The sequence below is a fragment of the Xanthomonas sp. WHRI 8932A genome (genome assembly GCF_035012785.1).
Classification (GTDB): domain Bacteria; phylum Pseudomonadota; class Gammaproteobacteria; order Xanthomonadales; family Xanthomonadaceae; genus Xanthomonas.
Window position 1 is genome coordinate 68,587 of the sequence record NZ_JAYGQQ010000003.1, and the last position, 11,289, is coordinate 79,875.

Here is an 11,289-nt window from a genome sequence, read left to right on the forward strand (position 1 = left end):
ATTGCATGTGATGGCGGCAAATCGCGTTGATTCATCCGCGTCTGCGGGCGTGCCCCGGCGCGCACATGCTAGCGTTTGCGCATGAAACTGCGCGTTGCATTGCCGGGAGCTCAGATCCATTGGTGTCGTGGCTGGTTGCAGGCCGCGCAGGCCGATGCGCTGATGCAGGTGTTGCTGGAACAGGTGCAGTGGGAGGTGCATCGCATCCGCATGTTCGGGCGGGTGGTGGATTCGCCGCGTCTGAGCAGCTGGATCGGCGATCCGGACGCCAGCTATCGCTACTCGGGCACGCAATTTGCGCCGCAGCCGTGGCTGGAGGCGCTGCAGCCCGTACGCGCCCGTCTGCAGGATGAAGCCGGTTGCCCGTTCAACAGCGTGCTGGTCAATCGCTACCGCAGTGGAGCCGATGCAATGGGCTGGCATAGCGACGACGAGCCGGAGCTGGGCGCGCAACCGGTGATTGCATCGCTCAGCCTGGGGGCGGCGCGACGGTTCGCCTTCAAGCATCGCGACGATGCGGCAGTGAAGCAGACGCTGGAACTCGGCCACGGCGATCTGTTGTTGATGGCCGGCGAGACCCAGCAGCACTACAAACATGCGCTGCCGCGCACTGCGCGCCCGGTGGGGGAGCGGATCAATTTGACCTTTCGGCAGATTGCGGTGCGCGTGTTCCAGCGATAAAAGCGGCTCACATAACGTAGCGAGCGCTCGCCTGGTGGTGAGTGCGGTGGTTGTGTCGTCTGCATCTTGGTGGATGCAGTCAGAAGCCCTGGTCAAACGCTGAGTGGGTTGAGTGGCGGTGCCCTCACCGCGCGCGGGACACGCCGTCAACCCGTCCCTGGGGGCTTGGTGGCGGCATCCATGCCGCCACACGGTCCCGCAAGCGGTGAGGACACCGCACCAGATCGTTTGCTGGTGTTTTTGCTGAAGAACGAAACCACCGCGTCGTGCGGTTTGCTGGTTGTTGTGCTGAAACTTTGCGCACCGACCATCGTGACTGGTCTTTGCCCGCTCACCGTCGCGGGACCCTTGGCGGCATGGATGCCGCCACGGAGCTTACGAAGACGTACTTGCAACGTGTCCCGCGATGGTGGGTGGGCAAGGGCCTTGCAGCCAGCCCGCAGATCAGCCGCCTTGCGGCAGCCAACAGGCGGGCGCGGCCGGTGCTGGGAGTCGGTATGTCCCACTCGTAAACTCCGGTTCCACGCATTGTCCGCTCCCACCTAACGACTGCTCACTAGGTGTTGTCAGCAGCTCCAAGTCCGTCGCTTGCGCTCACAACGAACGCGGCAAGTTCTGGCTGTCCTGTTGCCCGGTGGTCAGCGTCCAGCCGACCAGCTCGGTAGTGACCTGGGTCAGCGCCTGCTCGAAGGCAACGGCCACCGCAGCGGTGTCGGTGCTGGCGGACGGGCGTGCGACCAGGAAGGTGCGCGAGGCGGCCACGCGTTGATCGGACGAATGCAGCAGCTTGGCGTTGAGTTCGATAGTGGCCGAGGGCACCGACTGGCCGGCGTAATCGGCTTCGAAGCGGCGCACGTCGATCGCCAGCTTGTAGTCCGAGCGGATCCCGGCGCCGATGCGCGCAACCCCCGCGATCTTGCCGGAGTCTTCGAACGCACGCACCACGCTGTCTTCCAGCATGTCGGTGGCCGGTTGCGCCCAGCCGGCGCCGTGGTAGACCTGCAACTCGCCCGGGGTCGGGCGCACGTTGATGCGCGGGCTGTCGATGATGCGGGCAGCGCTCGGCTTGGCGACCGACAGCTGCCAGGTCACCTGCGGCCAGGTGGGATTGGGCGTGACGCGCACGGTGGGGGCGTAGATCGTGGCCGGCTTCTGGTCGCCACCGGTCAGGACCGAGCAGCCGCCCAGCGCCAGCAACGAAACGCACAGCAGGGGACGCAGCAGGCGCATGGCAGTCATTTCGGTTCGAACTCCTTGGGTGCGTCGCGGCCAAGCAGGTAGCGCGCAGGGTTGTTGTCCAGTTTGTCGCTGACCCGGCGCAGGTCACGGATCAGGCCGCGCAATTCGGTCAGTGTCGGTCCGAGCTGGCCCAGGCCATCGTTGGCAAAACTGTTGATGGCTGCGCGGTTTTCGCCAAGGATGTTGTCGGCGTTACCTGCGGCCGAATCCAGCTTGACCAGCGTTGCGTCCAGCTTGTTCAAGATGCCCGGCAGCTGCTGCACCAGGTTCTGATCCAGCCGCTTGATGGTGCCGTTGGTGGTGGTCAGGGTGGTGTCCAGATTGCGCGCGGCATCGCGCGCGCTGACGATCAGCGCCTGCATGCCCTCGTCGCGATCGGCGATGCCGCCGCTGATCTTTTCCAGGTTCTGCAGCGTGGCCGAAATGCTGGCCACGTTTTTGTCGGAGAGCATTTCGTCCATGCGCTCGACGATGCGGTTGGCGGTATCGGTGATGTTCTGCAGCGCCGAGGGCGTGGTCTGGATGATCGGCGCATCGCTCTTGTCGATGGTGGTCAGCGTCGGCGCCTCGGGCGTGCCGCCGGAGAGCTGGATGATCGACGGGCCGGTCAGGCTGGTGATGGCCAGCTTGGCGCGGGTATCGCTCTTGATCGGTGTGGTGGAGTTGACGCGCACGTGTGCGACCACCTGGCGCGGGTCGTTCGGGGCCAGCGTCAGTTCGGTGATCGAGCCCACCGCGATGCCGTTGTATTGCACCGGGCTGCCGACCGACAGGCCGGTGACCGCCTCGCGGAACACCACGCGGTACTGCTGCCAGGTGCGATCGGAGGAGTACTTGGCGGCCCACAGACCGAACAGCAGCAAGGCCAGGCCTGCCACGATGGTGAAGGCGCCGATCAGGACGTAATTGGCTTTTGTTTCCATGCTCAGGCGGTCTCGGTGGAGTCGGTCTTGGCCGCGCGCGCGGCGCGGGCGCGCGGACCGTGGAAATATTCCTGGATCCAGGGGTGATCGATCTGCTCGACCTCGGCCAGCGGCGCGTTGGCGATCACCTTGCGATCGGCCAGCACCGCGATGCGATCGCAGATGGCGTACAGCGTATCCAGGTCATGGGTGATCAGGAACACGGTCAGGCCCAGCGCCTGCTGCAGCGTTCGGATCAAGCGGTCGAAGGCGGCCGCGCCGATCGGGTCCAGCCCGGCGGTGGGCTCGTCCAGAAACAGCAGCGGCGGGTCCAGCGCCAGCGCACGCGCCAGGCCAGCGCGCTTGCGCATGCCGCCGGACAATTGCGAGGGCAGCTTGTCCAGCGCATCGGCCGGCAAGCCGGCGAGCTTGATCTTCAGCAGCGCCAGTTCGAAATACCAGCGCTCCGGAAACTCGCCGTGGTGTTCCTTCAACGGCACCTGCACATTTTCGCCAACGGTCATCGACGAAAACAGCGCGCCATCCTGGAACAGCACGCCGGTGTTGCGGGTGATGTGCTGGCGGTCGACAAAACGCCCGGAGCGCGCATCCGCACCCAGCACCTGGATGCTGCCGGCATCCGGCTCGCGCAGGCCCAGGATGCTGCGCATCAACACCGATTTACCGGTACCCGAGCCGCCGACCACGCCCAGGATCTCGCCGCGGCGTACGTCCAGGTCGAGTTCTTCGTGCACGACCTGGCTACCGAACCGGTTGGTCAGCCCGCGCACGGAGATCGCCAGCTGGTCGTCGTCCTCCGTCTCTGTGCCGGGATTGGCGACTGGGGATTCGAGATTGGTCACAGCACCGCACTCCCACGTCTCAGGGCGCCAACAGCGCTGCTGTCTTGCACGACTCCCAAACCCCGACGATCGAATCCCGGTTCCATCACCACCCCATCTTCATGAACCACAACGCCGCAATCGCGTCGAGGATGATGACCAAGGAAATCGTCTGCACCACCGACGAGGTGGTGCGTTCGCCCACCGACTGCGCGGTGCCGCTGACCTTCAACCCTTCCAGGCAACCGATCAGGCCGATCACCAGCGCAAACAGCGGCGCCTTCGACAAGCCGACCAGGAAGTGTCGCAACTGGATGGTGTCGTGCATGCGCGCCAGATACATCTGCGGCGGGATATCCAGATCGAATGCGCCTACGGTGACGCCACCGGCCAGGCCGGCGATCATCGCGATGAAGGTCAGCAGCGGCAGGGTAAAAATCAGCGCCAGCAGACGCGGAATCACCAGCAGGTCGATCGGGTCCAGCCCCAGCGTTCGGATGGCATCGACCTCTTCGCGCGATTTCATCGCGCCGATCTGCGCCGTGAACGCGCTGGCGGTGCGCCCGGCCAACACAATCGCGGTCAGCAGTACCGCAAATTCGCGCAGGAACGCGATGGACACCAACTCGACCACGTAAATTTCCGCACCGAAGTCGCGCAGGATGGTCGAGCCCAAAAACGCGATCACCGCGCCAACCAGATACGACAGCAGCACCACCAGCGGCACCGCATCCAGTCCGACCTGCTCCATGTGATGCACGGTGGAGGTGAGGCGGAAGCGGCGCGGCTCGTGGATCAGCCGCATGATCTTGACCAGGTTTTCGCCCAGAAAACTGTTGAGTTCCAGAATGCCCTGGCCGACGCCGTGGGTGGTGCGACCCAGGCGGTCGAGTGCGGCGACAAAGCCGTAATCGCGCTTGGGCTTGGGGCGCTCGTCGTTGAGTTCTTCGATGGTGCACACCAGCGCCTGGTGTTCATCGCGGAAATCGATGGCGTCTTCTTTCAGCCCCATGCGGCCGGCAAAGCGCAGCAGTTGCAGCACGCCGGCCGAATCCAGTTGCTGGATGCCGCGCGCGTCGATGCGACGCACCCCGTCGGGCACCGCTTGCAGCAGTTCGGCCTGGGGCAGGGCGGTCGCCAGGACCCAACTGCCGGCGAGTCGGACCTGTGCCTGATCCTGCGAGTCTTGTTCGATGCGTGGAGGTTGCGGTTTGATCATTGGGTGGCCTGTCCGTGGCTCCAGCATACAGGGCCGGTGTGAGCGAATGATGGGGGCGCCTTCGCTGCGACGGCCTCGGATGGACGGAGGGCGCGCCGGCCACGCGCGCTGCGGCATACACTGACGTCCTCGCCGTATGGCGTTTTTCCGATCCGACCCGCCACGCATGTCCGCTGCCACCGTCGTTCTCCCGTCCGCCAGTGCCACCTACGCCCAGCGCGTCGCCTTTGTGTCGGAAATCGCCGGGCGTCTGCATTCCTATGGCACAACAGCGCAGCGCCTGGAGGCCGCGGTGATCGGGCTATCGCAAAAGCTGGGGCTGGATTGCGAGCCTTGGTCCAATCCCACCGGCATCATCTTGAGCTTCAGCGACCCGACCAAGGCGATCGGTTCCAGCGACATCACCCGCGTGATCCGGCTGGCACCGGGCGAGAACGATCTCTACAAGCTCAGTGTGGCCGACTACGTGGCCGACAGCGTGGCCAACGGGCGCATGAGCATTGCGCAGGGCCACACCGCGCTGCGCCGCCTGGACCGTGAAGTCGATCGGCGCGGCAAGACCTTGCAGGTGCTGGCCTTCGGTCTGGCCGCGGCCGGCGTGGCCGGGTTGTGGAAGCTGCCCTGGCTGGATATCGCCACCGCTGGCGCGATCGGCATGTCGATCGGCCTGCTGACCCAGTACACCGACAAGCGCGCCGCTACCAAGGAAGCCGGCGAAGCGCTGGCTGGCCTGCTGGCTGGCGTGGTCGCCGCGCTGGTGGCATCGCTGGTCGGGCCGTTGAATCTCAATACGGTCATCATTGCCTCGCTGGTGGTGCTGCTGCCAGGCATGTCGCTGACCAATGCATTCAACGAGCTGGCCAGTCAGCACTGGGTCTCCGGCACGGCGCGTCTGGCCGGTGCGGTGACCACGGTGCTCAAGCTCACGGTAGGCGCCGTGATCGCGGTGACGCTGACCCAATTGGTGGGCTTGCACCCCCAGGTGGCTGCCTTGCGTCCGCAGGCCGGCTGGGTGGAATGGGCGTCGTTGCTGGTGGCCGCTTATGCGTTTGCGGTGTTGTTCAAGGCCAATCGGCGCGATTATTTATGGATCATGGCCGCAGCGATGTCCGGTTATGTCATTGCGCGTTATGCCGGGCATGCCTGGGGTGGCCCGGCCGGAGTATTTGCCTCGGCCATGGCATTGACCGCCGCCGGTAATCTGTTTGGGCGGGTGGTGCACAAACCCGGTGCGCTGATTCGATTGCCGGGCATCATCATGCTGGTTCCCGGTAGTGTCAGCCTGCGGGGTTTTTTGACCTTGGTGCAACAGCAGGATGTCAGTGTCGGACAAGCCGCATTGTTGGCGGTCACCAATATTGTGATGGCATTGATGGCCGGTTTGCTGTTTGGCAATTTGCTGATTCCGGCGCGCAAGAATTTATGAGCGGCCAGAAAATCACCCAATAAAAACGCCGGCAATGCCGGCGTTTTTATTGGTCTGGATCAAGCGGCCTTGGACTTCTTGGTGGCGCGCTTGGTGACCGTTTTACGTGGCGCGGCCTTCTTTGCCGATGCCTTCTTTGCACCGCCACCAATCTTGCTGATCAGGAAGTCTTCCACCTTCTTGCCAGCAGCGGTCAGTTCGGCCAGCCAGCGCGGCTGCTTGCCGCGACCGGTCCAGGTTTCCTGGGTATTGGACGGGTTGCGGTACTTCGGTGCAACCTTGCCCAGCTTGCGGCCGGCGCGCGGACCCGGCTTGCTGGCAGCGGCCGGACGACCCGGGCCGGCGCTGGCGGCGGTACCAAACAATTCTTCGATGGAATAACCCTGCGCTTTCGCCGCGCGGGTCAGCTGCGTGCGGACCTTGGCGATCGGGGCGCGCTTGGCAACCACGGTCTGCTGCTTCTTTGCATTTTTGATCAGTGCGCCCAACTGCTTGGCCGACAGGCCAGAAAGATCGATCGACATCGCGACTCCGGAAGATTGAGAGAGAAAGAATGCCGATCCTTGGCAGCGGCGGCCATCATAATGTCAGAAAACCCGCATGACAAATGCGCCGAAATAATTCGGCGCCTTGTGTTCATCCGATTGGAGCGGAATTGCCCTGTTTGATCAGCACCCCAGGCGGGAGAATAATTCGGCCTTATCCAGGTTTTCTGCCGATTCGGCGGTGCGGGCGCGATATTCAAATGTGCCGGCTGCCAATCCACGTTCCGAGACGACCACCCGATGCGGAATGCCCAATAGTTCCATATCGGCAAACATGGCGCCCGGACGCAGGCCACGGTCATCCAGTGCGGCATCGAGACCGGCGGCGATCAATTCGTCCAGCAACGCCTGGGCGGCCGCGACCACCTGGGCGTCCTGCTTGGGGTTGATCACGCACACCACCACCTGCCACGGCGCCATCGGTGCCGGCCAGACAATACCGGCCTCGTCATGGTTCTGTTCGATTGCCGCGGCCACAATGCGCGAAATGCCGATGCCGTAACAGCCCATCTTCATCACCGCGACCTTGCCGTTTTCGTCGATGACGGTGGCCTGCAGCGCCTGTGCGTACTGGCTGCCAAGCTGGAACACGTGTCCCACTTCGATACCGCGGGCCAGACGCAGCTCGCCGCCATCGGCGGCGCGTTCGCCGTCGATGACATTGCGCACATCGGCCACGGTCTCCGGTTCGGGCAGGTCACGGCCCCAGTTGACGCCGACAAGGTGGGCGCCAGGTACATTGGCGCCGACCACGAAATCGGCCATGGCCGCGACATCGCGATCGGCCACCACGCGCACCGGGCGGGCGGTCTTCAGCGGTCCCAGGAAGCCCGGCTCGCAGCCGAGGTGGTCGCGGATTTCGGCCTCGTTGGCCAGACGGTAGTCGGCCAGGCCGGCCACCTTGCCCAGCTTGATCTCGTTGACCGCGTGGTCGCCGCGCACCAGCACCAGCACGAAGCCGGCGGCGGTCATCACCGCCACCGACTTGACCGTGCGCTGCAACGCGATGCCCAGCAGCTGGGCGACGTCTTCGCAGGTCTTCTGGGTGGGCGTGTCGACCTGGCGCATGCTCTCGGTCGCTTCCGGACGCGGACCCGGCAGCGCGGCGCTGGCGGTTTCCACGTTGGCGGCGTAATCGGAGGCCGTGGAGAACGCCAGCGAGTCTTCGCCGGAGTCGGCGATGACGTGGAATTCCTGCGAGGCGTCGCCGCCGATCGCGCCGGAGTCGGCCTGCACCGCGCGGAACTCCAGCCCCAGACGGGTGAAGATGCGGGCGTAGGCCGCACGCATGTTGTCGTATTCGCGCGCCATGTCCGCATCGGTGAGATGGAACGAGTACGCGTCCTTCATCAGGAATTCGCGCGCGCGCATCACCCCGAAGCGCGGGCGGATTTCATCGCGGAATTTGGTCTGGATCTGATAGAAATTGAGCGGCAACTGCTTATAGCTGTTGATCTCCTGGCGCGCGAAATCGGCTGCGGCTTCTTCGGCGGTGGGGCTATAGCAGAACTCCTGCTGTTTGCGGTCACTGATCTTGAGCAACTGCCCGCCGAACTTTTCCCAACGCCCGGTGGCGTCCCACAGCTCACGCGGCTGGATGGTGGGGAACAGCACCTCCACGGCGCCGGCGCGGTTCATTTCCTCGCGCACGATCGCCTCGACCTTGCGCAGCACGCGCAGGCCCAGCGGCGACCAGGTGTACAGCCCGGAGGCCAGCTTGCGGATCATGCCCGCGCGCAGCATCAGACGGTGGCTGACCAGCTCGGCGTCGGCCGGGGTTTCCTTGGTGGTGTGCAGGTGGAACTGGGAAAGACGCATCGGGCTTCGCTTGGGCGGAAAGCCCATAGTTTGCCAGTGTCGCGCCCTGCCGGTCATGGGCGCATACCTGCGCGGCGGGAGTGGTCGGCGTTCGGCTTGCCTGGTCAGGCGGTCGTAACGCCGGATCGTCGGCCTGCGGTGTGAGCCCGACCACAGTCCTGGAAGCGAGGTCGTGCCGCCTTCGAAACGCACTGCGCCACCGCCGCGGTGCGTTTTGTCACTGCCCAGCGGCGTGACGGCCGCTCACGCTGTCCAGCTCGAACTCAGGTGGCCGGGCCGCCGCCAGTCGCTGCCGGCTTGCAATAGGCCTTGGCGGCGGCTTCGGCCAGATTGCGCTGCGCGGCGCGGGCGTCCGGGTCCAGCGGGGTGCCGGGCTTGCCGTCGGTGCCGGCGCCCATGGTGACCTCGCCCTTGCCGCTGAGCAGCTCCAGGTTGCGGCGTGCGGTGAGGCAGTCGGCCGATTCCGGGGTGGCGGTCTCTGGCGCGGCGATGGCCGCAGTGCCGCTGCGCGCGTCGATCCGGCGCGATTCGTAGCGCTGGCCGGTCGGCGGCGGGGTTTCGGTGTAGTGGGTCACGCCCTTGGCGTCCTTCCACTTATACAGATCGGTAGCGCCTGCAGCGGCGCTGACCAGCAGCAACAGGGCGCAAAGCCCGGACGACAGGTGCATGTGGCTTCCCCTGGATGATTCCCGCCGCGATTGCAGCATCCACGGCCCGCGCTGGCAAGTGAGCGCGCCGCGGGATACGGGCGCGCTACCGCCGGACGGACCTCAGGCCCTACACTTGTCGGATGGATGAAATGAGACCGCCCCCGCGCTCGCGCACGATTTACCTGCTGCCGAACCTGTTCACCACCGCCGGGTTGTTTTCCGGTTTCTACGCCATCATCGCCGCCGCCAATGGTCAGTTCGTCCAGGCGGCGATGGCGGTGTTCGTGGCGGCGGTGATGGACGGGTTGGACGGCCGGGTTGCGCGCCTGACCAATACCAGCAGCGAATTCGGCGTGCAGTACGACTCGCTGGCCGATCTGGTCAGCTTCGGCATGGCCCCGGCGCTGGTGATGTATCACTGGTCGCTGTCGGCGCTGAAATACGACAGCAACGTGATGGGACGGGTCGGCTGGTCGGCCGCCTTCCTGTATGCGGCCTGCGCGGCGCTGCGGCTGGCGCGCTTCAATACCCAGGTCGGCGTGGTCGACAAGCGCTGGTTCATCGGTCTGGCCAGCCCGGCAGCGGCCGGGCTGATGATGTCCTTCGTATGGGCGTTCGCCGACGACAGCCTGGGCTTCGACGGCGAGCAGCTGCGCTACGTGGCGCTGGCGGTCACGGTGGTGTCGGCGCTGTTGATGGTCAGCCGGATCCGCTTCTGGAGCTTCAAGGGCGGCGCGCGTGGCCCGCGTGCCGATCGTGTGCCGTTTCTGGCACTGGCGGTTGCCACGGTGGTGATCGCGCTGTTGGTGATCGACCTGGCGCGGTCGCTTCTGGTGATCGGCGTGCTGTATGCATTGTCCGGCCCGATGATGTGGCTGTGGCGGCGTTGGCGGCGTGTCCCCGAGCTTCCATGAGCCGGCGTCCATGAGCGAGCCAGCGCACGAACCGGTGTGGTCGGACCTGCAGGTGTCGTGCCTGCAGGCGATGGGGCACACCGTGTATCTGGATCGCGACACAGCCGATGCCTTGCCTGCGCCGGTTGACGTGGTCGACCACGCGCCGGTGTCTGCGCCAGTGCGTGCGCCGCGTGTCGTGCAAGCGGCTCCGGCTGCTGTACCGGCGGCGCGTCGCTCGGCGCCGACTGCGCCGGCCGAGTCGCGTGCGTCTGACGCACATTCTGTAGCTGCACGTTCGGCAGCTGCGCCGCAACGGCGTGGCCGCGTTGGTCTGCCCGACCGTTTGCAGATGGCGTTGCTGCGCGCGTCCGGTTGCAACCCTGGCGACCCTTCGACGCAAGCCTTGATGGCCTCCTGGCCGCTAGCCGACTTGCGTGGCAATCCGGCCGCCAAGCGTGCGCTGTGGCCGCAGCTGCGCGCGCTGCGTCGCCATCAGGACCCGGCGTGAGCGCAATGAACGCGCCGCTTCCTGCGCCACTGCGTGCCATGCGCGAAAGCGATCTGGACGCGGTGATGGAGATCGAGCAACGTGCCTATCCGTTCCCGTGGACGCGCAGCATCTTTCGCGATTGTTTGCAGGCGGGCTACCCGGGGTGGGTGATGGAGCAGGGCGGCCAGGTCATCGGTTACGGCATCATCAGCATCGCCGCCGACGAGGCGCATGTCCTCAACGTCTGCATCGCGCCGGAAGCGCAATCGCAAGGACACGGGCGCGTGTTGTTGCGCGCCTTGATCAAGGGTGCCTGCGACCGCGGCGCGCGACGTGCATTTCTGGAAGTACGCCCGTCCAATCCTTCGGCGATTGCGCTGTATCACTCCGAAGGCTTCAACGAGATCGGGCGGCGCCCGCGTTACTACCCCTCCAATACCGGACGCGAAGATGCGTTGGTGATGGCGATCGAGTTGTTCTTCGAAGGGTTTTCCTGAGCGCTGCGGCAGCCTCGCCTTTGCGGGCTGCCCATCATCGAATCGATTGCAGATAACGATCGCGCGCATGGCGTTGTGCGTGCG

At 65.3% G+C, this 11,289-nt stretch carries 12 protein-coding genes and 1 other RNA gene; 6 read left to right on the forward strand and 7 right to left on the reverse strand.

Annotation, left to right across the window (positions count from 1 at the left end; genetic code table 11):
- Positions 1 to 81 precede the first annotated feature (81 nt).
- Complete coding sequence (locus VC212_RS05440) at positions 82 to 681, forward strand: alpha-ketoglutarate-dependent dioxygenase AlkB (RefSeq protein ID WP_323514765.1); 600 nt, start codon at positions 82 to 84, stop codon at positions 679 to 681.
- 497 nt (positions 682 to 1,178) lie between these two features.
- A non-coding RNA gene (locus VC212_RS05445) (sX9 sRNA) lies at positions 1,179 to 1,253 on the forward strand.
- A 22-nt stretch (positions 1,254 to 1,275) separates the two neighbouring features.
- On the opposite strand, the gene VC212_RS05450 is transcribed toward VC212_RS05445, so the two are convergent.
- The 4 genes from VC212_RS05450 to VC212_RS05465 all read right to left on the reverse strand — a co-directional run bounded on the left by VC212_RS05450 (position 1,276) and on the right by VC212_RS05465 (position 4,883).
- Complete coding sequence (locus VC212_RS05450) at positions 1,276 to 1,920, reverse strand: ABC-type transport auxiliary lipoprotein family protein (protein WP_055848162.1); 645 nt, start codon at positions 1,918 to 1,920, stop codon at positions 1,276 to 1,278.
- On the reverse strand, positions 1,917 to 2,843 hold the full coding sequence (locus VC212_RS05455) for an MlaD family protein (protein WP_055848166.1): 927 nt from the start codon (positions 2,841 to 2,843) through the stop codon (positions 1,917 to 1,919). The genes VC212_RS05450 and VC212_RS05455 overlap by 4 nt, the downstream gene beginning before the upstream one ends.
- Positions 2,844 to 2,845: 2 nt before the next feature.
- Complete coding sequence (locus VC212_RS05460) at positions 2,846 to 3,685, reverse strand: ABC transporter ATP-binding protein (RefSeq protein ID WP_323514764.1); 840 nt, start codon at positions 3,683 to 3,685, stop codon at positions 2,846 to 2,848.
- Positions 3,686 to 3,770: 85 nt separating this feature from the next.
- Positions 3,771 to 4,883, reverse strand: coding sequence for an ABC transporter permease (locus tag VC212_RS05465; RefSeq protein WP_055848169.1), 1,113 nt, complete (start codon positions 4,881 to 4,883; stop codon positions 3,771 to 3,773).
- A 166-nt stretch (positions 4,884 to 5,049) separates the two neighbouring features.
- Here VC212_RS05465 and VC212_RS05470 point away from each other — a divergent pair, with 166 nt between their 5' ends.
- On the forward strand, positions 5,050 to 6,309 hold the full coding sequence (locus tag VC212_RS05470) for a threonine/serine exporter family protein (RefSeq protein ID WP_055848172.1): 1,260 nt from the start codon (positions 5,050 to 5,052) through the stop codon (positions 6,307 to 6,309).
- Positions 6,310 to 6,368: 59 nt separating this feature from the next.
- On the opposite strand, the gene VC212_RS05475 is transcribed toward VC212_RS05470, so the two are convergent.
- From VC212_RS05475 to VC212_RS05485, 3 genes are all read right to left on the reverse strand, one after another.
- Positions 6,369 to 6,833 (reverse strand): H-NS family nucleoid-associated regulatory protein, encoded by a 465-nt coding sequence (locus tag VC212_RS05475; RefSeq protein ID WP_055848175.1) that lies wholly within the window; start codon positions 6,831 to 6,833, stop codon positions 6,369 to 6,371.
- 144 nt (positions 6,834 to 6,977) lie between these two features.
- Positions 6,978 to 8,672 carry a proline--tRNA ligase gene (locus VC212_RS05480; protein WP_323514763.1) on the reverse strand — a complete coding sequence of 565 codons (1,695 nt, stop codon included), beginning with the start codon at positions 8,670 to 8,672 and terminating at the stop codon, positions 6,978 to 6,980.
- A gap of 263 nt (positions 8,673 to 8,935) precedes the next feature.
- Entirely contained in the window at positions 8,936 to 9,340 is a 405-nt protein-coding gene (locus VC212_RS05485) for a DUF4124 domain-containing protein (RefSeq protein ID WP_161964733.1), read from the reverse strand.
- Between the two features lie 122 nt (positions 9,341 to 9,462).
- On the opposite strand from VC212_RS05485, the gene pssA reads away from it, so the two are divergent.
- The 3 genes from pssA to rimI are packed head-to-tail and all read left to right on the forward strand — an operon-like array spanning position 9,463 to position 11,205.
- On the forward strand, positions 9,463 to 10,236 hold the full coding sequence (gene pssA, locus VC212_RS05490; protein WP_055848184.1) for a CDP-diacylglycerol--serine O-phosphatidyltransferase: 774 nt from the start codon (positions 9,463 to 9,465) through the stop codon (positions 10,234 to 10,236).
- Positions 10,237 to 10,246: 10 nt separating this feature from the next.
- Positions 10,247 to 10,726, forward strand: a complete 480-nt coding sequence (locus VC212_RS05495) for an alanine acetyltransferase (protein WP_323514762.1) — start codon at positions 10,247 to 10,249, stop codon at positions 10,724 to 10,726.
- Entirely contained in the window at positions 10,723 to 11,205 is a 483-nt protein-coding gene (gene rimI / locus VC212_RS05500; protein WP_055848190.1) for a ribosomal protein S18-alanine N-acetyltransferase, read from the forward strand. The genes VC212_RS05495 and rimI overlap by 4 nt, the downstream gene beginning before the upstream one ends.
- Positions 11,206 to 11,289: the final 84 nt, after the last annotated feature.

Bases quoted from the DNA above. Each gene is read 5' to 3' on its own strand.
- VC212_RS05440 (WP_323514765.1), top strand. From the start codon at position 82: ATGAAACTGCGCGTTGCATTGCCGGGAGCTCAGATCCATTGGTGTCGT.
- VC212_RS05450 (WP_055848162.1), bottom strand. From the start codon at position 1,920: ATGACTGCCATGCGCCTGCTGCGTCCCCTGCTGTGCGTTTCGTTGCTG.
- VC212_RS05455 (WP_055848166.1), bottom strand. From the start codon at position 2,843: ATGGAAACAAAAGCCAATTACGTCCTGATCGGCGCCTTCACCATCGTG.
- VC212_RS05465 (WP_055848169.1), bottom strand. From the start codon at position 4,883: ATGATCAAACCGCAACCTCCACGCATCGAACAAGACTCGCAGGATCAG.
- VC212_RS05470 (WP_055848172.1), top strand. From the start codon at position 5,050: ATGTCCGCTGCCACCGTCGTTCTCCCGTCCGCCAGTGCCACCTACGCC.
- VC212_RS05475 (WP_055848175.1), bottom strand. From the start codon at position 6,833: ATGTCGATCGATCTTTCTGGCCTGTCGGCCAAGCAGTTGGGCGCACTG.
- VC212_RS05480 (WP_323514763.1), bottom strand. From the start codon at position 8,672: ATGCGTCTTTCCCAGTTCCACCTGCACACCACCAAGGAAACCCCGGCC.
- VC212_RS05485 (WP_161964733.1), bottom strand. From the start codon at position 9,340: ATGCACCTGTCGTCCGGGCTTTGCGCCCTGTTGCTGCTGGTCAGCGCC.
- pssA (WP_055848184.1), top strand. From the start codon at position 9,463: ATGGATGAAATGAGACCGCCCCCGCGCTCGCGCACGATTTACCTGCTG.
- VC212_RS05495 (WP_323514762.1), top strand. From the start codon at position 10,247: ATGAGCGAGCCAGCGCACGAACCGGTGTGGTCGGACCTGCAGGTGTCG.